Annotated in this window: 17 protein-coding genes and 1 other RNA gene; 11 read left to right on the top strand and 7 right to left on the bottom strand. The window is 58.3% G+C overall.

Annotated elements, in window-relative coordinates; genetic code table 11:
- The first annotated feature begins 21 nt into the window (after positions 1 to 21).
- Entirely contained in the window at positions 22 to 1,299 is a 1,278-nt protein-coding gene (gene hemA, locus ASN_RS06850) for a 5-aminolevulinate synthase (protein WP_035378905.1), read from the top strand.
- Between the two features lie 135 nt (positions 1,300 to 1,434).
- On the opposite strand, the gene ASN_RS06845 is transcribed toward hemA, so the two are convergent.
- Positions 1,435 to 2,211 carry a DsbA family protein gene (locus tag ASN_RS06845; protein ID WP_006557572.1) on the bottom strand — a complete coding sequence of 259 codons (777 nt, stop codon included), beginning with the start codon at positions 2,209 to 2,211 and terminating at the stop codon, positions 1,435 to 1,437.
- 234 nt (positions 2,212 to 2,445) lie between these two features.
- On the opposite strand from ASN_RS06845, the gene ASN_RS06840 reads away from it, so the two are divergent.
- Both ASN_RS06840 and recA read left to right on the top strand, forming a co-directional pair.
- Positions 2,446 to 3,825 (top strand): gamma-glutamyltransferase, encoded by a 1,380-nt coding sequence (locus ASN_RS06840; protein ID WP_407922303.1) that lies wholly within the window; start codon positions 2,446 to 2,448, stop codon positions 3,823 to 3,825.
- Positions 3,826 to 4,100: 275 nt separating this feature from the next.
- Complete coding sequence (gene recA / locus ASN_RS06835; RefSeq protein WP_006557575.1) at positions 4,101 to 5,123, top strand: recombinase RecA; 1,023 nt, start codon at positions 4,101 to 4,103, stop codon at positions 5,121 to 5,123.
- A gap of 63 nt (positions 5,124 to 5,186) precedes the next feature.
- Here recA and ASN_RS06830 read toward each other — a convergent pair whose 3' ends face one another.
- On the bottom strand, positions 5,187 to 5,705 hold the full coding sequence (locus tag ASN_RS06830; protein WP_058987694.1) for a GNAT family N-acetyltransferase: 519 nt from the start codon (positions 5,703 to 5,705) through the stop codon (positions 5,187 to 5,189).
- Positions 5,706 to 5,797: 92 nt separating this feature from the next.
- On the opposite strand from ASN_RS06830, the gene ASN_RS06825 reads away from it, so the two are divergent.
- The 4 genes from ASN_RS06825 to ypfJ all read left to right on the top strand — a co-directional run bounded on the left by ASN_RS06825 (position 5,798) and on the right by ypfJ (position 11,009).
- Entirely contained in the window at positions 5,798 to 6,157 is a 360-nt protein-coding gene (locus ASN_RS06825; RefSeq protein WP_006557577.1) for a winged helix-turn-helix domain-containing protein, read from the top strand.
- Between the two features lie 78 nt (positions 6,158 to 6,235).
- Positions 6,236 to 7,780, top strand: coding sequence for a glucan biosynthesis protein (locus ASN_RS06820; protein WP_039903444.1), 1,545 nt, complete (start codon positions 6,236 to 6,238; stop codon positions 7,778 to 7,780).
- A complete protein-coding gene (gene mdoH / locus ASN_RS06815; RefSeq protein WP_058987693.1) occupies positions 7,756 to 9,921 on the top strand; it encodes a glucans biosynthesis glucosyltransferase MdoH in 2,166 nt (721 codons plus the stop codon). Before ASN_RS06820 ends, mdoH begins: the two co-directional genes overlap by 25 nt.
- Before the next feature lie 218 nt (positions 9,922 to 10,139).
- Positions 10,140 to 11,009, top strand: coding sequence for a KPN_02809 family neutral zinc metallopeptidase (ypfJ, locus tag ASN_RS06810; RefSeq protein WP_058987692.1), 870 nt, complete (start codon positions 10,140 to 10,142; stop codon positions 11,007 to 11,009).
- A gap of 88 nt (positions 11,010 to 11,097) precedes the next feature.
- Here ypfJ and ASN_RS06805 read toward each other — a convergent pair whose 3' ends face one another.
- The 5 genes from ASN_RS06805 to ASN_RS06780 all read right to left on the bottom strand — a co-directional run bounded on the left by ASN_RS06805 (position 11,098) and on the right by ASN_RS06780 (position 16,905).
- Entirely contained in the window at positions 11,098 to 12,051 is a 954-nt protein-coding gene (locus tag ASN_RS06805) for an aldo/keto reductase (RefSeq protein WP_058987690.1), read from the bottom strand.
- 320 nt (positions 12,052 to 12,371) lie between these two features.
- On the bottom strand, positions 12,372 to 13,475 hold the full coding sequence (gene nagA / locus ASN_RS06800; RefSeq protein WP_058987688.1) for an N-acetylglucosamine-6-phosphate deacetylase: 1,104 nt from the start codon (positions 13,473 to 13,475) through the stop codon (positions 12,372 to 12,374).
- A 37-nt stretch (positions 13,476 to 13,512) separates the two neighbouring features.
- Positions 13,513 to 14,817 (bottom strand): glucose/galactose MFS transporter, encoded by a 1,305-nt coding sequence (gene gluP, locus ASN_RS06795; protein ID WP_058987687.1) that lies wholly within the window; start codon positions 14,815 to 14,817, stop codon positions 13,513 to 13,515.
- A complete protein-coding gene (locus tag ASN_RS06790; protein ID WP_082666607.1) occupies positions 14,817 to 15,878 on the bottom strand; it encodes an N-acetylglucosamine kinase in 1,062 nt (353 codons plus the stop codon). Before ASN_RS06790 ends, gluP begins: the two co-directional genes overlap by 1 nt.
- A gap of 535 nt (positions 15,879 to 16,413) precedes the next feature.
- The gene (locus ASN_RS06780; protein WP_006557588.1) at positions 16,414 to 16,905 is read right to left on the bottom strand and encodes a hypothetical protein; all 492 of its coding nucleotides are present in this window, start codon (positions 16,903 to 16,905) and stop codon (positions 16,414 to 16,416) included.
- 112 nt (positions 16,906 to 17,017) lie between these two features.
- Here ASN_RS06780 and ffs point away from each other — a divergent pair.
- The 4 genes from ffs to recR all read left to right on the top strand — a co-directional run bounded on the left by ffs (position 17,018) and on the right by recR (position 20,433).
- An RNA gene (gene ffs, locus ASN_RS18635) (signal recognition particle sRNA small type) lies at positions 17,018 to 17,115 on the top strand.
- 57 nt (positions 17,116 to 17,172) lie between these two features.
- Complete coding sequence (locus ASN_RS06770) at positions 17,173 to 19,341, top strand: DNA polymerase III subunit gamma/tau (RefSeq protein ID WP_058987680.1); 2,169 nt, start codon at positions 17,173 to 17,175, stop codon at positions 19,339 to 19,341.
- Positions 19,342 to 19,436: 95 nt separating this feature from the next.
- Positions 19,437 to 19,760, top strand: a complete 324-nt coding sequence (locus ASN_RS06765; protein WP_006557590.1) for a YbaB/EbfC family nucleoid-associated protein — start codon at positions 19,437 to 19,439, stop codon at positions 19,758 to 19,760.
- A 76-nt stretch (positions 19,761 to 19,836) separates the two neighbouring features.
- Positions 19,837 to 20,433, top strand: a complete 597-nt coding sequence (gene recR, locus ASN_RS06760) for a recombination mediator RecR (RefSeq protein WP_006557591.1) — start codon at positions 19,837 to 19,839, stop codon at positions 20,431 to 20,433.

The raw sequence follows: 20,433 nt of genomic DNA, 5'->3' as shown, positions 1-20,433 counted from the left end.
CGACGCGAGGAGAGTAGTAGCGTGGGATTGATCAAGAACGCCCGGCATCCGTTTTATGAACATTGCCATTCGGCGTTGAACGAGATCAGGCAGCAAGGACGGTACCGCACATTTACACCGCTGGCGCGATTGGCTGAGCGTTTTCCCCTGTATGAGGAAGAAGTTGCCGCCGTGCCGGAAGGGCGTGAAGTGGTGGTGTGGTCAACCAATGACTATCTGGGCATGGGCGTGGTGCCGGAAGTGCAGGAAGCAGCCATTGCGGCTATCCGTGAGCACGGCGCTGGCGCAGGTGGCACCCGCAATATTGCCGGAACCAGCCCGCTGCATACGCAGCTTGAGGCGGAACTGGCATCGCTGCATGGCAAGGAAGCGGGCCTGCTGTTTGTTTCCGGTTATGTGTCCAACCAGGCCAGCCTGCAAACCATCCTGACCTCCATGCCGGGCTGGATCTGCTTTTCAGACCGCATGAACCATGCGTCCATGATCGCCGGTATCAAAGGGGCCCGCGGCTCTCAGACCGTTATTTTTGAACATAATGATCTGGCTGATCTGGAAGCCAAGCTGGCGGAAGCCCCAGCGGAAGCCCCCAAGTTGATCGCGTTTGAAAGCGTGTATTCAATGGATGGGGATATGGCGGATATTGCCGGTATCTGTGCGCTGGCGCGCAAATACAATGCTATCACCTATCTGGATGAAGTACACGCCGTTGGCCTGTATGGTGAAGAAGGCGGTGGTGTTTCCCAGCGTGATGGCGTGGCGGATCAGGTTGATATTATTGAAGGCACGCTGGCCAAGGGATTTGGCGTGCATGGCGGGTACATCACGGCTTCAGCCGAGATTGTCGATTTCCTGCGCTCCACGGCATCTGGCTTCATTTTCACAACAGCACTCCCTCCGGCTGTTGTGGGTGCGGCACTGACCAGTGTGCGCAAGGTGCGTGCTGAAGGCTGGCGGCGTGAGAAGATGTTTGAGCGGGTGAATACCTTCCGCCAGCGTCTGCGTGCGGCGGGTATTCCCTTCACCATGACGCCCAGCCACATTGTGCCGGTGCCGATCGGGGATGCAGAAACCTGCAAGCGCATCAGCCGCCGCTTGCTGACGGAATATGGTCAGTATGCTACCCCCATCAATTATCCCACGGTTGCCAAAGGCACGGAACGTCTGCGGCTTACGCCGGGGCCATTCCACACTGATGAGATGATGGACGAGATGGTGCGGGCGCTTTCTGTCCTGCTGCGGGAAGAAGGGGTTATTCCCGGCCGTTCAGCAGCGGAACGTCAGACAGAAAAAGCAGCCTGAGTTTTACGTAAGAAAAAGCCGGAAAGCAGGCGGCAAAAGCCGGGTGGAGGAAACACCCCCGGCCCGCTGGAACGGACTTTTCAATCAGCTCATAAAAAAGGCCTCATCCCACACGGGGCGAGGCCTTTTTTGCTATCAGCCGGCTTTGCGCAGGCGGCCAAGAGCTGCTCTCAGTTCATCATAGGAGACAGCGCCGGGAATGATTTCCTTGTCTCCGATAATGAAGGTGGGGGTGCCTTCAAGATCTATGGAGCGGGCGAGTTCCAGATTGTGGCTGGCTGCGGCAATGACCTTGGGGTTTTTCATGTCAGAAAGCAGGCGATCCGGGTCTAGCCCGACATGGAGCGCAATGCGGCGAATCCGGTCTGTGGAGGCGCTGGCGGGGTCTGCCATCAGAGCTTTCTGGAACGGCACATAGGCGTTCTGTAATCCGGCAGCCAGAATGGCCTGCGTATCCATCACGCTGTTGGGGCCCAGCACAGGGATGACCTTTTCAACCAGCTTCAGGTCAGGCTCGGCGGCCACCAGCTTGTCCAGATCGGCCAGAACCTTGCGGCAGTAAGGGCAGCGGGGGTCATAAAATTCCACCACCTTCAGCTTGCCGTGTGGGTTGCCCAGCACAACGTCTGTCGTGCTGTCTCCAAACTGGGCAGGATTCTTGTGCACGGCTTCAAGGGCTGACGTGGCTTTCTGCGCAGAAGCCTTGGCTTGTAAGGCCGTGATGGCGTCTGACAGGATGGAAGGGTCCGTCTTCAACGCATTGCGCATGATCTCAACAATTTCAGCGCGTTGCGTGGGAGTGAAGCCACTGTCAGCCGCGCGCGCTGGGGCTGCGGTGCTGCCAAGCAGAAGAAAACAGGCGGCCCCGGCAAGGGCGAGTGGCCTGAAAGAGGAGGAGATCAGCTTTTTCATGGTTTTTCACCTGTAAAGCAGAACTGGTGGGATGGGAATGCAGCGTTCGCATGCTAACAGAGAGCAGGAAATGACACGGATGTGTTGCTGCCTGTGCGGAACAGGGTTATCGGAAGAGAACCATGCGCCCCTTTGCGGGCAGACCAGATGAAGTGGAGACATCAAGGCGTGCCCGAGCGTTTCAGAAAGACCCGTTCAGCCCGGCTTGCGCCGTTATTTTCAGGTCAGGCCCGCATGGCGGCGCTTATGATGACCTGTTCCCTATCGGCTTGTGGCCTTATTGGGGGGCACAAGGATTCAGGCGCCCCTGTGGTCACAGGCTTTGTGGGCGAAGTGGCGGCGGACGAACCCCAGGCCGCCCTTGTTGCCCGTGATGTGTTAGCCAAAGGGGGCAATGCGGCAGATGCTGCGGCTGCCCTTGGCATGGCGTTGTCTGTCACCCTGCCCTCCCGTGCGTCTCTGGGTGCTGGCGGGGCATGTCTGGCCTGGAAGCCGGGGCAGGAACAGGGGCAGGCTTTTGTATTCCTGCCAAAAGCCGGACAGGCTGATGCCAAGGCTGATCGGCCTGCCGCAGTGCCCATGCTGGCGCGTGGCCTGTATCTGATGCAACTGCGGTACGGCAGTGCGGATTTTGCCGATATTCTGGTGCCGGCGCGCAATCTGGCCACGGATGGTGTGCCTGTCAGTGGGCTTCTGGCGTCTGATCTTGCGGCTGTGCAGTCTCCCTTGCTGGCGGATGAAAAGGCCCGCGCCATTTTCAGTAATGGCAACGGCAGTGTGCTGAAGGTGAGTGACCTGATGGTGCAGCCGCGCCTTGCCGGGGCGCTTGAGCGGATGCGGATTGCCGGTGTGGGCGATCTGTATGGAGGCTCACTGGGGCAGACATTTGTGCAGGCCTCTCAGGCTTCGGGGGGCGGTTTGACCTCGTCTGATCTGCGCGACAGTCTGGCAACGGCTGAACAGCCGCTCATGCTGAGCGCCGATGGCGTTCAGATCAGCTTCCTGCCGCCTCCGGCAGATGGTGGGTTAGGAACTGCCGCGGCTTTTGCCGGTGGTCAGGGTCATGCCACGGTACGGGGCGAAACTGTTGTATCCGGCTGGCGTGCACGGCAGGCCGGTAAGGGCGGCAGCGCGAGTGTTGCGGATGCGCAGGCTCTGCTTACTTCCGGCAGCTTGCCCAGCGGGTCCGCTCTGCCTCCTCTGCCTGCCTCAACCTCCTTTGTGGTGACGGACCGACAGGGAGAAACGGTAAGCTGTGCGCTGACCATGAATAACCTGTTCGGCACCGGGCGTGTGGCTGGTTCCACCGGGATTGTGCTGGGGGCTTCTCCACTCCGGCGGCCCCAGCCATTGCTGACGGCTGCCATTGCGCATCAGGGTGCGGCACAATTCCGCGCTGCTGCAACGGCATCCGGGCAGAATGTGGCCGCTGATACCGCTGCGGTTGCCTTGCAGGCCGCATTGGCCGGAGGGCGGCCGGAAGTGACATCAGGGCCTGGGCGGGCCAATTTTGTATCCTGCCCTGCTGGTTTGCCGGGGGATTCCGGCAAATGCTTTGGCTGGACAGACCCGCGCGGTTCTGGTCTGGCCATATCGTCTGACCGGCAGAAATAATATTTTCTGGCTATGGTGAGACAGGCGGCTTCGGCCGCCTGTTTTTGGCTTGAATTGTTCTTATTTTGTTCTAAATAAAATGGAACAGAACCAGAGGTCTGACACTGTGGAGTCTTTCTCGCGTGATGCTCGTCATTGCGGGGGGCGGCGTTTTTATGGCAGGTCTTGAGAAAAGCGCGTTGGAATAAAAGCTTCAGTCTGAGGCTTCTTGTCCCCAGCGTGAGATGCGCCTTTGGCCGGAGCCGGAGCCGGAGGCAACAGGGAAAAGGTGAAGCATGGATAAGGCAAAAGCCCTTGAAGGTGCACTGGGGCAGATTGAACGCGCTTTTGGCAAGGGCTCCGTTATGCGTTTGGGCCAGCGCCCGCGTGAACAGGCGGATGTAATTCCTACCGGTTCTCTGGGGCTGGATATTGCTCTGGGTATTGGTGGCCTGCCGCGTGGCCGCGTGATTGAAATCTATGGGCCGGAAAGTTCCGGTAAAACCACGTTGGCGCTGCATGCCATTGCAGAAGCGCAGAAGCGCGGCGGCACCTGCGCCTTCATTGACGCCGAACACGCGCTGGACCCCGGCTATGCCAAGAAGCTGGGCGTGGATGTTGATAACCTGCTGATCAGCCAGCCCGACGCCGGAGAACAGGCGCTGGAGATTGCTGATACGCTGGTGCGTTCCGGCGCCATTGATGTTCTGGTGGTGGATAGTGTGGCTGCTCTGGTTCCGCGTGCGGAACTGGAAGGCGATATGGGTGACAGCCACGTGGGGTTGCATGCCCGGCTGATGAGCCAGGCGCTGCGTAAGCTGACCGGTTCCGTTTCGCGCTCCAACACCATGATGATCTTTCTGAATCAGATTCGTCTGAAAATTGGTGTCATGTTCGGCAACCCGGAAACCACAACCGGCGGCAATGCCTTGAAGTTCTATGCGTCCGTTCGGCTTGATATCCGCCGTGTGGGTTCCATCAAGGATAAGGACGAGGTCGTGGGTAACCAGACCCGCGTGAAGGTGGTCAAGAACAAGATGGCCCCGCCGTTCCGGCAGGTGGAATTTGACATCATGTACGGTGAAGGCATCAGCAAGGTCGGGGAACTGATCGATCTTGGGGTCAAGGCCGGTGTGGTGGAAAAATCCGGCGCTTGGTTCTCTTATGATAGCCAGCGCATCGGACAGGGGCGTGAGAACTCCAAGCAGTTCCTGCGTGATCACCCTGAAATGGCGGCGGATATTGAACGCAAGGTGCGTGAGCACGCTGGCGTTGTGGCAGAAGCCATGATGACCGCGCCGGAACAGGAAGAAGAGTAAAACCTGCCTGAAACCTCAACACGAAACGTGTGAGAGGTTTTTGGAGGCTGGTAAGCCAGCCTCTCAGGGGGAAACCGGGCGGCTGAGAAGGCTGGCTTCTGCATCATAAGAGGCCAGTACTGTCCGTTCTGCTTCTGAAACTGCTTCTGGCGCAAAACCCTGTTTGCGCCAGAATGTCTGGGCATGCCGAGTAGATGTCAGGCTTAGCAGCGGTACACCGAGCCTGCGGGCCGCGTCTTCTGCCAGCGCAATGGCCTTTTGGGCGGCTCCCTGCCCTCTGGCGCTTTCTGCCAGAACCAGATCGTGAATATACCAGCGGTCTGCCGGAACAGGCAGGCTTCCCAGCAGCGTGTTGAGCGGTGGGCTTATGCTGCCCCGCCACGGATGGCTGAGCATATAGCCCATTACTCCCTCAGAACCGGAAAGCACCCAACATCCCTGGGGTGCAAGTGCCAGTCGCTCTGTGAAAATTTCGTTATCTTCCGGGTAATCCGTATGCACGGTAGCCGCCAGGGCGACTGTAGCCGCAAGATCGGCTGGCATCATGGGGCACCAGATGGTATTTGCGGAAAACAGTGTCATGACAGGTTTGCCACAGCTCCGGCCTGAGTAAGAGAGAACATGAGTCCTCACATTATCATGCAAAATACCATCCAGCCAAAGCAGGTCGCCTGATGCCTGATCGGGTAAGACTGACCTTGCGGGTAGACGCGGATGGCAAGGCCGCTTTGGGGCACGGAAAAATTCGTTTGCTGGAAATGTTGGCGGAAACCGGGTCCATTTCTGCGGCAGGCCGGGCCATGGGGATGTCTTATCGGCGGACCTGGTTGCTGGTGGACAGTCTCAATCAGTTATTCAAAGCGCCTCTTGTCGCCACCCGGCCAGGTGGTGGGGGTGGTGCTTTTCTGACAGAAGAGGGCGAGACCGTTGTCCGGCTTTATCGGGAAATAGAGCAGGAAGCGGCGCAGGCTTCAGCCCAGAATCTGGCCAGAATCGAGCAGCTTCTTGCGCCGGGGCAGGCCGAATGCCCTTAAAAAGCCGTAACGAAGCAACAAACCTGTCAAAAAAGTAAAACGGTTATGCCGTCCATTAACGCAATGCGGGAGATTGGTGTGTCATCATCCATTCAGCGACGTGACTTGATAAAGGTTGGGGCCGGGGCCACCCTGGCCTCTCTGGCCAGCGGTGTTGTGAGCAAGGCCAGAGCCGAAGGGCTGAATGGTGCAGTCGGCGCGTTTGATGATGGTACGGTACGTCAGATTGCCAAGCAGCTTGCCAGTGCGCCTTATAAGGCGCCGGATCAGTCTTTGCCCAAGGCCATTGATAATCTGAATTTTGATCAGTTCCGCAGCATTGCCTACCGTGAGGAAAAGGCACTGTGGCACGGCGAGAATCTGGCCTTTGATGCTGAATTTTTCCCGCGTGGCTTTCTCTACCGTCCCCGGATTGAAATTTATGAAGTGAAGGATGGCCAGTCCGCCGTTGTTCCTTACACGCCGGACCTGTTCTCCTACGGTGATCCTTCCCTTGAGGTCACGGATGATCTCGGGTTTGCGGGGCTGCGTCTGCGCACGGCTATCAATACGCCGGGTGTGATGGAAGAATTCTGCGTATTTCTGGGGGCCTCCTACTTCCGGGCTGTCGGCAAAGGGCAGAATTACGGTCTTTCCGCTCGCGGCTTTGCTGATGGCACGGGTGACCCAAAAGGCGAGGAGTTCGCGCTGTTCCGTGCCTTCTGGCTGGAAAAGCCGCAGCCCAATGTGCAGTCCATTGTGATCCATGCGTTGCTGGACAGTCCTTCTCTGGCCGGAGCGTTCCGTTTCACCATCCGTCCGGGTGACACCACGGTGTTTGATGTGCAGTCCGCCATTTTCCCGCGCACCAAAATCAGCCAGTCCGGCATCGCCCCTCTGACGGGCATGTTCTATTTTGACGCCAATGACCACAACCACGTGGATGACTGGCGCCCCGCCGCGCATGACAGTGAAGCCCTGCAAATGTGGACCGGCAGCGGTCAGCAGTTGTTCCGTCCCCTGCGCAACCCGCTGGATTTGCAGTTTTCTGCGTTTAATGATGTCTCCCCTCGCGGGTTCGGGCTGATGCAGCGGCGCAGGAACTTCCATGATTTTGAAGATCTGGCACTGAATTATGAAAAGCGCCCCTCCCTGTGGATTGAGCCCATTGGAGATTGGGGTGAAGGCTGGGTGGATCTGGTGGAAATCCCGACGCCCAACGAAGTGAATGACAATATTGTTTCCTTCTGGCGGCCCAAGGTGCCGTTGGCAGCGGGCAAGGAATACAGTTTCACGTACCGCATGTACTGGGGGTGGGATAACCCCTTCCCCACGTCTCTGGCGCGGATCGGGGCCACGCGGGTCGGCTCCGTAACAGATGACAAGAACGCCCGTTTCTTCGCCATTGATTTCATGGGCTCTCCGTTCGATCATCTACCCAAGGATGCGCACTTCCATTTGGTGCCGCAGGCATCGGTTGGCACCATCCGCAATGTGGTGGTGGAACCCAATCCCAACATCAATGGCTGGCGCACTACGTTCGAATTTGTGCCGGGGGATGAAAAACTGGCGGAGCTCCGCTGTGTTCTGGCCTCTGATACCGGACCCATTTCAGAAGAATGGTTGTACCGGTGGACGCCCTGAGCATGCAGGCAACGCAGGGAACCACACCGTTTCAGGCTTTGCCGCCAGAATCGCCGCTCAACATGCCCGTGCAGGATCTGCACGCGGCCCCTGATTTTGAGGGGCGGCCACGGATACCCGTTACATCACCCCGCACCGTCGCCTTGCGGCGGCTGGCCGTTCTGGGCTCAGCCATAGCCCTGACGGCCTACGGTGCATGGCGCACGCACAAGGTTCTGGACGCCAATGGCGTTTCCATCCTTGGGATGATCATGCTGGTGCTGTTTGTGGCACTGTTCATGTGGATTGCACTGGCGTTTACCTCTGCTCTGGCGGGTTTTGTCTCCCTTGTGACACGCGGCGGGCTTGGGCTTGGCATTACGCGGTCAGGACCATTGCCGGAGCTCCGCAGCCGCACGGCCTTGTTGCTGCCGACCTATAATGAGCCACCCCACCGCGTTATGGCCGGCCTGAAAGCGATTTATCAGAGCCTGCGGGAAACCGGGCAGATGGGAGCGTTTGATCTCTTCATCCTGTCCGACACCACAAACCCGGATGTATGGGTTGAAGAGGAAGCCGCCTTTCTGGCCCTGCGGGAGCAGACAGGCGGGCATGAGAACATTTTCTACCGTCGCCGCCATAACAATGTGGAACGCAAGGCTGGGAATGTGGGCGAATGGGTGCGCCGCTTTGGCGGAGCCTATGAGCAGATGGTCACGCTTGATGCGGATTCCGTCATGTCCGGGGACACACTGGTGCGGATGGCGGGAGCCATGGAGCGGCACCCCACCGTTGGCCTGATCCAGACCCTGCCGGTTATTGTGGGGGGCACCACGCTGTTTGCCCGGATGCAGCAGTTTGCCGGGCGTGTTTATGGTCCGATTATTGCGCATGGTATTGCGTGGTGGCATGGCTCTGAAGGCAATTACTGGGGCCATAACGCCATTATCCGCACCCGTGCTTTTGCCGGGCAGGCTGGGCTCCCGCATGTTCCGGGGCGGCCACCTTTTGGCGGGCATATCCTCAGCCATGACTTTGTTGAGGCCGCATTGATGCGGCGTGGGGGCTGGGCCATTCATATGGTGCCTGCTCTCGATGGATCGTATGAGGAAAGCCCGCCTTCTCTGACAGATGTGGCCATTCGTGACCGCCGCTGGTGCCAGGGGAACTTGCAGCATGTGAAGGTTCTGCCCACCAAGGGCCTGCACTGGATCAGCCGCATGCACATGATTGTGGGGATCGGGGCTTATGTTACCTCCCCGCTGTGGCTGGTGTTTTTGCTGACAGGTATCCTGATTTCCTTGCAGGCTCACTTTGAGCGGCCCGAATATTTTGGCGATACAAAAACCCTTTACCCTCACTGGCCGCATGTTGACCCGGTACAGGCGAAATATGTGTTTATCGGCACCATGGCCATTCTGCTGGCCCCTAAACTGCTGGCGTATGTTGCCCTGCTGTTTGACAGGGTGACCTGCAAAGGGTGTGGCGGCGCTATCAGAGCCGCTGGGTCAGTTCTGGTGGAAACGCTGATTGGCGGTCTGATCGCACCGATCGCCATGCTGATCCAGACATCCGGGGTGATGTCCATTCTTTCCGGGCATGATTCCGGCTGGAATACGCAGCGCCGCGATGATGGCGGTTTTCCGCTGATGGTGGTGGTGCAGCAATATGCCAAATTCACCCTGTTCGGGCTGGTTCTGGGTATTGGCGCGTGGGTGGTTTCTCCCTCCCTGTTTTTCTGGATGACGCCTGTTCTGTTGGGACTGGTATTTTCCATTCCCTTGGTGGCGCTGACCAGTAGCCGCGCGGTGGGGCAGAATTTCCGCAAGGCCGGGCTGCTGCTGGTGCCGGAAGAAACATATCCGCCGGATGTGCTGAAAAAACTGGAACATGCGCAGGAAAGCGATGAAGCGCCCCAACTGCCGGATGATGCCCTGCGTGCCCTGCGTGCAGATACGAGTCTGCTGGCCGCGCACCGTGCCATGTTGCCCCCGGCCCGCAAGGCGGGTGATCCCATCAATGCGGAAAGGCTGGTGGGACTGGTGAAGGTGGAAGAGGCTCCCACGCTGGCTGCGGCAGAGCGCGCTCTGTCTCCCAAGGAAAAGGCGGCTGTTCTTGGGTGTAGTGAAGGCGTGGACGCTATTTTGCGTTTGCCAGAGTAAAAGCCAGAGCAGCGTAACAAAACAGGTTACGTGACGTTGAAAAGGCGGGATGAGCGGATCAAGGCGGAAGCATTGTCATAACAGTCAATGCCGAGAGCCGCTTATCCCGCCTGGCATATTGGCTTGGTAAATTTTTTATACCGCACACACATTGCAGACACAGTAGACTGAAAAGCAGACCGCGCAGGTCAGGCTGCGACAGAACAGGACAGAAAATCATGCGTCTGGATGATGAACGCCAAAGCAGCAATATCGAGGACAGGCGCGGTTCAGGCGGCGGAGGGCGTGCGCCCATCCGTATCGGCAGCATAGGCGGGCTTGTTCTGGTTCTGGGCGCGCTCTATTTTGGAGTCGATCCCCGATTGGTGCTTAATCTGCTGGAGGACGGTGCGCCGTCTGCAGGGTCTGGGTCAATGGTGGCACAGCAGGGGCCTGCTCCCGGGAATGACGCACAAAAGCGGTTCATCTCCAGCGTTCTGGCCTCCACGGAAGATGTATGGACCACCTATTTTCAGCAGATGGGCCGCACATATCACGAACCGCATCTGGTGCTGTTTAGCGGCGGAGAGCCGTCAGGGTGTGGATATGCGCAGACCTCAGTCGGGCCGTTTTATTGCCCGGCGGATCATAAAGTATATCTCGACCTCGCCTTTTTTCAGGAATTGCAGGGCCGGCTTGGGGCTGGCGGAGATTTTGCCAAAGCCTATGTCGTTGCTCATGAAATCGGGCATCATGTTCAAAACGAACTTGGCATCATGCAGCAGGCACAGACCCAGAGAAGCAGTTTGTCTGAAACGGGTGAAGGCGGTGTGTCTGTCAGGATAGAATTGCAGGCGGATTGCTTTGCTGGCGTGTGGGCCAAGCGCGCGAATGACGCGAAACAGATATTGCAGACGGGCGATGTTGAACAGGGCATGAACGCCGCCGCCGCCGTGGGTGATGATCGGTTGCAGAAAATGGCGCGGGGTTACGCCGTGCCGGATAGCTTTACCCACGGAACGTCCGCGCAGCGGGTGCAGTGGTTCCGCCGGGGGCTTAATTCGGGTGATATCCGCCAGTGTAATACTTTTGGCAGCCCCTCTCTATAACGGGGCTGCCTTTTAAAAGTCCTTTCGGGCCTGGCCCTTTTGCTGCTGGTGTCTTTTCAAACAGCTTTCAAAGGCTGAAAAGCCGTTTTCAGGCGCTGGCGGTATCAAGCTCCTTGATGTCGTCCGCACTGAGTTCCAGTTGCGCTGCTTTTGCAAAACTGGCCACGTGTTCGCGGCGGGTGGCGCTGGCAATGGGGGCAGTCACCCCCTTACGGGCAATCAGCCATGCCAGCGCAATTTCTGCCTGCTTGGCATTATGGCGGGCTGCCACGGTATCAAGCGCCTGTAGAATGGCGGTGCCGCGCGGCGTGAGATATTTCTCAATGCCTTCTCCCCGTGTGCTTTGGGCAAGGTCAGCCTTGCTGCGGTATTTGCCACTTAGAAAGCCGGAAGCAAGGCTGTAGTACGTCACCACGCCAAGCTCTTCCTTGATGCACAGATCACGCAATGAGCCATCGTAGGAGGAGCGCTCATACAGATTGTATTCCGGTTGCAGCACATCGTAGCGCGGCAGTGCATGGGTTCTGGCGGCATCCACAGAGGCCTGTAATTGCTCGGCGTTCAGGTTGGAGGCACCTATGGCGCGGATTTTTCCGGCCTTGAGCAGTTTTTCATAGGCGCCAAGTGTTTCTTCGTAAGGTGTTTCGGGATCTGGCCAATGGGAGAAATAAAGGTCAATTCTCTCAATTCCCAGCCGCTTGAGGGAGCCTTCAACAGCCTGCATGATCCAGCGTTCGGAAAGGCCTTTTTCGTCGGGTTTGCCCAGGTCTGATCCAACCTTGGTGAATATCAGCACCTGATCCCGCTTGCCGGGGTTGGCCTTCAGCCAGTTCCCGATAATGGTTTCAGATTCTCCACCCTCATTGCCGGGGCTCCAGCGGGAATAGACATCTGCCGTATCAATGGCGTTGAACCCGTAATCCAGAAAGGCGTCCAGAATGGAAAAACTGGTTTTTTCATCAATGGTCCAGCCAAATACATTTCCACCAAATACGATGGGGGCAATATTCAGGTCTGTTTTGCCAAGAGGGCGAAATTCCATGATATTTTCCTTCATTTAGCAGGCTTTGTTAGCTCAAGTGCAGGGGCGGGACCGTGTAGCGCGCTGGTTGGTGTCCGTCTGCACACGGCGGGAAAACCATCTTACGGACCAGTGCTCCACAAGAGGACGTTCTTCTGGGAAAACTGGCCACAAACAGGCATCAAAACGCATGAAGCGCGCGCCTGTTCCCCAGAAGAGGCAGGCATGCGCTCCCGTGATCCGAAATGTGACAGCAAATGAAGCTCTGTCAGGTCAGTTTTCCTGTTGCCTGACAGGGAGGTTTTCGATGCTGCGACCAAACACAGCGCCTGCAAAGCGGTTTAGTGGATGCGCTGGCCGCCCACCCAGACCTCCTGCACCATAAAGCTGCTATCCATCACCACGTAATCTGCGCGCTTGTCTGCTTCCAATGTGCCGCGATCGGTCAGGCCAAGATAGCGTGCAGGATTACTGCTGAGTAGCGCAGATGCTTTTACAAGAGGGGTTCCGGTTTTCAGGGCGTTACGCAAGGCGACATCCAGTGTCAGCACACTGCCTGCCAGGCTGCCGTCGGGCAAACGCACGGCGCCGTCTTTTACAATGACATCCTGCCCGCCTAACTGGCTGGGGCCCTCGGGCAGACCCGTGGCCCGCATGGCGTCTGTTACAAACAGCAGTCTATCTTCCATCACCTTATGTGCCAGCCGGAAGGTGGCCGGGTGAACATGATGGGCGTCAAAAATCATTTCCGCATAAGCATCGCTACACATCAGGGCTGTTACCGGGCCGGGTTTGCGGCTGGTAATGGGTGCCATGGCGTTGAACAGATGCGTGGCCCCCACAACGCCTCCGGCGGAGCAGACGTGGCAGATGGCTTTTTCCGTTTGCTCGTAAGTTGCAACCGTATGCCCCATGCTGACGCGCACGCCCGCAGCGACAAACTGCTCCATGGCTTGCTCGGCATGCGGAAGTTCTGGAGCCAACGTCACCACTTTTACGCAGTCGGTTGCCAGGGCTTCCGTTACGCGGTCTTCCGTAGGAGCAATGGCGTACGGGGGTTGCGCCCCCAGTTTATGAGGGCTGACAAACGGGCCCTCCAGATGCGCGCCATGGATTACGGGGCCACCTGCACACTGGGTACGCACACTTTCCGCCACAGCGCGTAGAGCGTCCATCACATCCGCCCATGGCCGGGTGATGGTGGTGGGCAGAATGGTGGTGGTGCCATGCGTGGCATGAAAGCGGGCAAGCGTATGAATGGCCTCTACACCATCCATGGTGTCCGCGCCGTTGCCACCATGAACGTGTCCATCAATAAAGCCCGGCAGAATGTAGCGGTCTGGAACGGACGTATTTTCAGAAACAGTCAGAATTTTTTCTGAAAACGTGACTGTTCCGGGAAGAATCTGGTCAGGAAGAACAAGGTGTCCGCTTAAGGTCTGCATGGTAGAACTCTTTGAATGGCAAAAGGGCTGTAAGATATCAGGTGGCTGAGCGGCGCATGTAAAGGGCGATCAGTGCATAGCCGCAGAGTGTCAGACTGGTAAAAACGCCCTGAAATCCAAACAGGGTTTTCAGCCAGACAAAAAGCTGGGGCAGAATGCCGCCGCCACAATAAGCCATGACCAGAAAAGCTGAAACAAGGGGTGCTGCTTTGCCGGTATTCTTCAGAACTGTTGGAAAAAGGCCCGGAAAAATCATGGCATTTGCGACACCAAGCAGGGCGATGCACAGAACGGAACCATAACCATGCCCCACGAAAGCCAACAGGCTGAGAATGCTTCCGGCGAGACAGGAATACAGGGTGTAGCGTTCCTGTGAACAGAACCGGGGCGTGCAGACCATGCCCAGACAATATCCCACCAACATGCCAGTAAGTGTCAATGCCGTGAAAAACCGTGTCTGGCTAAGGGGAAGGCCAAACCCTTGTGCGTAGGTGCCAATGGCGTCTCCCGCCATGACTTCCACACCCACATAAAGAAACATGGCGGCTATCCCGCACAGAACATGTGAGGAAAGCAGTGTGCAGCGTGTGTCTGAGGCGTGGGAAAGTTCGCTTGAAGAAATGGCTTTTTCTGGCGGCTGAAGATCAGGCAGGCTTGAAAGTGCAACCCCGCCTGCAGCCAGAAGCATCAGCAGGGCCATGCCCAGATAAGGCCAGTAAATAGCCTGAACAAACTGGCTCAGCAGGGCAGACCGGGCGACGGCATCCGTCATACCTGCGGCACGGCGCGCCACGTTTTCAATATCGCCCATGACCAATGTTGCCAGCACGATGGGAGCCAAAATTCCGGCAAATTTGTTGCATATTCCCATAATGGCAATACGCTGCGCTGCTTTTTGAGGCGGCCCCAGAAAACTGACATACGGGTTCACGGCCACTTGCAACAGCGCCAGCCCTCCGCCCAGAATCAGCAGCCCTACCAGAGCGGCTTCATAGACCCCGGCAGCAATAAACTGGCCCGTGCAGGCCATGCCCATGGCCATGACTGTCAGCGCAAGGGAAAGACCACGTTTCAGGCCTGTGCGGGCGATAACCCAGGAGGCCGGGATGGCAAAAAAGAAATAGGAAAAATAGAAAACAAGCGGGATGAGAAATGCACTGATATCATCAAGGGAAAAAGAAACCCTGACAAAAGAGATCAGCGGCCCGTTAAGCCATGTGACAAACCCGATCAGGAAAAACAGCATTGCGGTCAGGCAGAGCGGTGTCCAGCCATAAGACCCTGCCGGACAAAAATTGTTCTCAGTGGGGGATGGGGCCGGGGCTGAGGTGGCTTCGGGCATCAGGAGCCGGCCTTTTCTGAAAGGGGAGCCAGAAGAGAGTGAAGGGGCGTTGTCAGGGACTGGGCGGCGGGAAGAGCCTCAAGATTTCTTGCCAGTACAGAAATCCAGTCTGCATCAATGCTCCACCCGGCTTGTCGGGCTGCGCGTAAAATACCGCCCCCCAATGGCGGTAGCCGGGGTGGTTGGGGCGCACCGCAGAGTGCTGTCAGTTCCGCACGGATCAGGCGGCTGTTGAACACGCTGCCTGCGTAGCTCCATGGCAGAGGATCGGCACCAACGCTGTCTGCACCAAAATGGGCACGCGCGGTCTGCACGCAGCGGGCCAGTTCAGCTGCGGCTGCTTTCAGGAGGGTAAGAGCCTGCGGGCAGCCTTCTTCTGCAAGTGTGTCCACAAGGCGCGCGCATTGCGCCACTGCCGAACGCGGACGGTCCTGACCGGCGTGCCAGCCCAGCAGGGCGTCCATGGCAGCAGGGTTTGTGTCCGGCCAACCCATGCCAGCGCACAGCTTGCGGGTAAAAGGAACGGCGTCCGGTTCGCGGCCATCAAGCGCCTGACAGAGCAGTTGAAGCGCCGTGCGGCCAATCCAGTAGGCGCTTCCCTCGTCTCCAAAGGTACTGCCCCAGCCGCCAACGCGGGTGGTCTGGCCCTGTGCATTGCGCGCCCATGCAATGGACCCCGTGCCGGAGAGCAACAGGACACCCGCTCCTTCCGCGAAAGCTCCGTTGCAGGCCATATCCACATCATTGCTCAGGCTAAATGCGCCATTGGGGCACAGGCTATGCAGATGGGTGCGGATGGTTTCACCAAAAGCACGATTTTCTCCATACCCGGCTAGACCAAAGGCAGATGCCTGCACACCTGTGCTTATGGGCGTGACCAGATCAGTCAGCACGTCGCGCCATGCAGGTTGGTCAAACGGGTTGCTGCCAGACGTGGTCTGATAAGCCTGCACGCCAGCATCCTGCCCGATACGCACTGCGGCTGTTTTGGTGCCTCCGCCATCAACGGCCAGAATGGCGGGAACAGAGGAAGCAGGAGCAGAAAAGGCGGAATCATGCATGGGCCGGAACTTCGGTTGCCTTGGGAAAAACCGTGCCATGTGGCGTTGGTTTGTTTCGCAAAGCCTATAACCTTTTCAGGTCTCTCACCAGTTGCCGTGTGAATAAGAGCTCTTAACCCAAGGGTAAGAGGCAGGATGAAGCGCGCGGTGAGTGAATAGGGATGAGGGAGCACACCTGCAAGGCAGGCCCGGCGGATTTCTATCTTGGTACGCTTCGGCCTTTCCGTGCCAGCGTCTTAAACGCATTGCCGGTTTTTTGGCCCTTTGTTCTCGCTGGATGCCAGTTTTCGCATGTCAGCAAGAAGAATCCACGCCTTCCGGCACAACCATGGGGCTGCGTGCTGGCGGGGCACGTGGTCCAATGTGTTGGTGAGGGAACAGAAGCCCATTTTCCTCTGTGGGGCCGCTGTTTCAAAAATCTTTTCGGAGTGTTCTTATGGGCCTTGCCGGTCGCTTTTCAGCCCAACACAGCCCTGTCCGCCCTCACCTCAATCTTGTTGAAGCGACCTTAAAAGGGGCCTGATATGGGCCGGGGTCAGTCTTCCTGCCCGGCGCCGTCTCCATCGGGAAGGCTGCCCAACTGTTCACAGGCCCGCGCCAGCCGTACTTCGGGGTTCTGTGTTTCACAGAGTTTGCGCACATCCGGAGAGCAGAGTTCTATGGAGTTTTCAAAATCTGACTCAAGCACGTCCTGCGCAATGGCCACATCCTGATCGTGGGTGCGGGTCTGTTCTTCCGCAAGTTGCGCCTGCGTTTTGTGCAGCTCCTTCAGGGAGTCGATGCAGGCTTCACTGGCAGCTTCCGGTTTGAACTGGAGTACGGCCAGTTCCTTCTGCAACTGCATGTTGGGCACTTTGCTGCGAACTTCGCTGTTCTCACCGTTGCTATTGCTATCGTCTTCTTCTGCGTGGCCCATCACCGGGACAGAAAAACAAGCAAGTATCAGGGCTGCAACAAGAAAGGGCTGGCTGAATCTGGGCACGCTCACACTCTCTGCACTTGAGGAACCGGGGCTGGATGCTCCCATGATTTCTGTCCTAGCGTGCTCATTGCCTCAAGGCCAAGAGGGAAACGCCCCAAAGTGGTTCCGCGATGTGCAGGGTTGGCATGTGCCAGCGTTTGGTGCTATCTACCGAAGTGGAAAGTCGGCGGTGGACGGGCACCTTGTTGACCAGGTCAGGTCCGGAAGGAAGCAGCCACAGTAAGTTTCGTCCGGGTCATTGTCCGGCTTTCCACCGTTTTCCGCCCTGTTGACCAGTTCTTGCGGGCGTGACTCTTACTCTTCGGAACTGTCATGACCGATAAGACCGATGCGCAGCTTTCTCAGGATGAGGGGCTTCCCGATCCTGTTATGGAAGGCCCCGGTCTGTTTGGAGATGCTCCTTCTCCAGCCCCCGTTCCTGCCCCGGTCGCGCCTTCTGGCTCACCCTATCGTGTTCTGGCCCGCAAATATCGCCCCACTACGTTTGATGACCTGATTGGTCAGGAAGCCATGGTGCGCACGCTGCGTAATGCGTTTGCGCTGGGGCGTGTGGCTCATGCTTTCATGCTGACTGGTGTGCGCGGTGTGGGTAAAACCACCACGGCCCGCATTATCGCCCGTGCGCTCAACTGTATCGGGCCGGATGGCAAGGGTGGCCCCACGCCAGATCCGTGTGGTGTGTGCGCCAATTGCGTCGCCATTCTGAATGACCGCCACCCCGATGTGCTGGAAATGGATGCTGCCTCCCGCACGGGGGTGGATGATGTGCGTGAGATTATAGAAGCCACGCGCTTCCGGCCCATGCAGGGGCGGATGAAGGTCTTCATTATTGACGAAGTGCACATGCTCTCCCGCAACGCGTTCAATGCGTTGCTGAAAACGCTGGAAGAGCCGCCTGCACAGGTCACGTTCATTTTTGCCACGACGGAATTGCGCAAGGTGCCGGTAACGGTGCTGTCCCGCTGCCAGCGGTTTGATCTGCGCCGTGTGCCGCAGGCAGATCTGGCCGCCCTGTTTGCCCGCATTGCGGAAAAGGAACAGGTGCACCTCTCCCCCGAGGCTCTGTCACTGATTGCCCGCGCGGCGGATGGCTCGGTGCGTGATGGTCTTTCCCTGCTTGATCAGGCCATTGCCCAGGGCACGGGGCCGGATGGGGCATCAGAAGAAATTGGGGCCGCTCTTGTCAGTGACATGCTGGGGCTGGCGGATCGGCAGGTGGTTTTTGATCTGCTGGAAGCCACGTTTACCGGCAAACCGGACAAGGCGCTGGCTCTGGCTGATGCTGCCCATGCGCGGGGTGCTGATCCCGGCCTGATGCTGGGGGACATGCTGGAACTGGTGCACACCATTTCCCGCCTGCGGGCTGTTCCTTCCCTGCGGGATTCGGCCGATCTGCCAGAGGCTGAGCGGGTACGCGGCACGGAAATGGCAGAAAAACTGCCCGTGCCCGTGCTGATGCGTGCCTGGCAGATGCTGGTGAAAGGCGTGCAGGAAGTTGAGTCCGCACCGGATAGACGCGCCGCCGCAGATATGGTGCTGATCCGCCTCTGTTACGTGGCGGACCTTCCCTTCCCGGCTGATCTGATCAAACGTCTGTCCGGGCAAGAAAACACTCCAGCCCCACCTTCGGCTGGCGGTGCACAGACTTCTTCTTCTTCTGGGATGAGTGGGCAGAATGGGTCACTTCCTTCTGCGCGCACCCAGACGTCAGACGTTCATCCCCCATGGGAGGATGCGCCTGCCCAGCGTCCTGCGCCACAGACAGGAACCGGGTGGGATGGGGATGGCAGTCCTTCCGCCTCATCAGCGTCTTCAGCGCGGCCAGACACCTCCGCTCATCAACCGGAAGAACCTCCGCCCGCTTTGAGAATGGTCGGTGGCACCTCTGTCATGGCTGTGCAGCCCGATATTGCCCGAGAGCCTGCTCAGGGTGAAGAGTTGGCGCCTCAGGTTGCGGCTGAGCCAGCGGTAGAACCTTCCGAACCTGCACAGCCAAGCATTGCCCCCATGCCCCGCACGTGGCGTGAGGCCGTGGCCTTGGTCAAGGACCGGAGGGAAGCCCTGCTGCATGGGCATTTGCGGAATGCAGTTCATCTGGTTTCCTTCGCGCCGGGTGACATTGTGGTGCGGCCGGAGGTTGGTGTTCCGTCTGATCTGGGGCGGCAGCTTCAGCGTGTGCTTGAGCACGCCACTCATCAGCAATGGCGGGTCAAGATCTCGGATGAGGCCGGGGAGCCCACTTTGGATGAACAGGGTGCGGAGATCATCCAGTTCCAACGCCGCACTGCCAAGGCACATCCGCTGGTTAAAGCCATTCTGGCCACTTTTCCGGATGCCGAGCTGGGTGAAGTGCGTGACCACGGGCTGGATGATTACGGCCTGCCCCCTGAGGAGGTGCCAGACCTTGTATTTGCACCGCTTGACGCCGAACTGCTGGACGAGGATGAACGACCATTCGATCCCGGTTCATCCATGGATTGAGCCGGATATCGGCCGGAACCTCCGGCTTTAACGACAGGGTGGAAGACCACCCCAGACCAGACCGCTGCACTGCGGTCAGACAGGGAGAGTAAACCATGAAAAATCTTGCCGGACTGATGAAGCAGGCGACCCAGATGCAGGCGAAGATGGAAGCCATGCAGGCCACGCTGGAAGCGATGAACATTGAAGGCGCTGCTGGTGCTGGCATGGTCAAGGTCGTGCTGAGCGGCAAGGGTGACATGCGTTCCATCACCATCGACCCCAAACTGGCAGACCCAGCAGAAATGGAAATGTTGCAGGATCTGATCGTGGCGGCCTGTGCCGATGCCCGCACCAAGCTGGATGCCAAGGCAGCGGAAGAAATGCAGAAAGTCACCGGTGGGCTGAACCTGCCCGCAGGTATGAAGCTGCCGTTCTGATCCATCACGCAATGCGTGCCCGCATGACATGGCGGGCGCGATGCAGAGCGGATGGAGAAGGCAGGCGGAGTGCAGGATGCGCGGGCAGGAAATAGAGCAGCTTATCAAGCTTCTGGGGCGGTTGCCGGGCTTTGGCCCGCGTTCGGCCCGGCGCATTGCCCTGTTTCTGCTGCGTGATCCTCAGGCGCGCCTGGTGCCGCTGGCCCGCGCGCTGGAACATGCCGGCAATGCTGTCAAAACCTGTTCCACCTGCGGCAATCTGGACACGGTTGATCCCTGCCACATTTGCACGGACCCGGTAAGAGACCGCAGCGTGGTGTGTGTGGTGGAAACGGTGGGTGATCTGTGGGCGCTGGAGCGTGCTGGCGTGCATAGAGGGGTCTATCTGGTGCTGGGCGGAACGCTTTCTCCGCTGGCGGGGATAGGGCCGGAAGACCTGAATATAGCCCCCCTGCTGGACAGACTGGAATGTGGCAGTGTGCGTGAAGTCATTCTGGCACTGGGGGCCACTGTTGAAGGGGCCACCACCATGCACTGGCTGATGGACAGGTTGGCGATTTATGAGGGCGTAGCCGTCAGCCGGGTTGCGCAGGGCGTGCCTGTGGGCGGCGCACTGGATGTGCTGGATGATGGCACACTGGCGGCGGCTCTGGGCGCCCGACGGCCTGCCTGA

Origin of the sequence: Acetobacter senegalensis, from assembly GCF_001499615.1 — a bacterium.
In the GTDB taxonomy this organism is placed as follows: Bacteria; Pseudomonadota; Alphaproteobacteria; order Acetobacterales; family Acetobacteraceae; genus Acetobacter; species Acetobacter senegalensis.
Note: the sequence above shows the minus strand (reverse complement) of the source record. Positions and strands in the feature narration are given on the sequence as shown.

Coding starts and splice junctions, on each gene's coding strand:
- ASN_RS06845 (WP_006557572.1), bottom strand. CDS start 2,211: ATGAAAAAGCTGATCTCCTCCTCTTTCAGGCCACTCGCCCTTGCCGGG.
- ASN_RS06840 (WP_407922303.1), top strand. CDS start 2,446: ATGGCGGCGCTTATGATGACCTGTTCCCTATCGGCTTGTGGCCTTATT.
- recA (WP_006557575.1), top strand. CDS start 4,101: ATGGATAAGGCAAAAGCCCTTGAAGGTGCACTGGGGCAGATTGAACGC.
- ASN_RS06830 (WP_058987694.1), bottom strand. CDS start 5,705: ATGACACTGTTTTCCGCAAATACCATCTGGTGCCCCATGATGCCAGCC.
- ASN_RS06825 (WP_006557577.1), top strand. CDS start 5,798: ATGCCTGATCGGGTAAGACTGACCTTGCGGGTAGACGCGGATGGCAAG.
- mdoH (WP_058987693.1), top strand. CDS start 7,756: ATGGTTGTACCGGTGGACGCCCTGAGCATGCAGGCAACGCAGGGAACC.
- ypfJ (WP_058987692.1), top strand. CDS start 10,140: ATGCGTCTGGATGATGAACGCCAAAGCAGCAATATCGAGGACAGGCGC.
- ASN_RS06805 (WP_058987690.1), bottom strand. CDS start 12,051: ATGGAATTTCGCCCTCTTGGCAAAACAGACCTGAATATTGCCCCCATC.
- nagA (WP_058987688.1), bottom strand. CDS start 13,475: ATGCAGACCTTAAGCGGACACCTTGTTCTTCCTGACCAGATTCTTCCC.
- gluP (WP_058987687.1), bottom strand. CDS start 14,817: ATGCCCGAAGCCACCTCAGCCCCGGCCCCATCCCCCACTGAGAACAAT.
- ASN_RS06790 (WP_082666607.1), bottom strand. CDS start 15,878: ATGCATGATTCCGCCTTTTCTGCTCCTGCTTCCTCTGTTCCCGCCATT.
- ASN_RS06780 (WP_006557588.1), bottom strand. CDS start 16,905: ATGGGAGCATCCAGCCCCGGTTCCTCAAGTGCAGAGAGTGTGAGCGTG.
- ASN_RS06770 (WP_058987680.1), top strand. CDS start 17,173: ATGACCGATAAGACCGATGCGCAGCTTTCTCAGGATGAGGGGCTTCCC.
- ASN_RS06765 (WP_006557590.1), top strand. CDS start 19,437: ATGAAAAATCTTGCCGGACTGATGAAGCAGGCGACCCAGATGCAGGCG.
- recR (WP_006557591.1), top strand. CDS start 19,837: ATGCGCGGGCAGGAAATAGAGCAGCTTATCAAGCTTCTGGGGCGGTTG.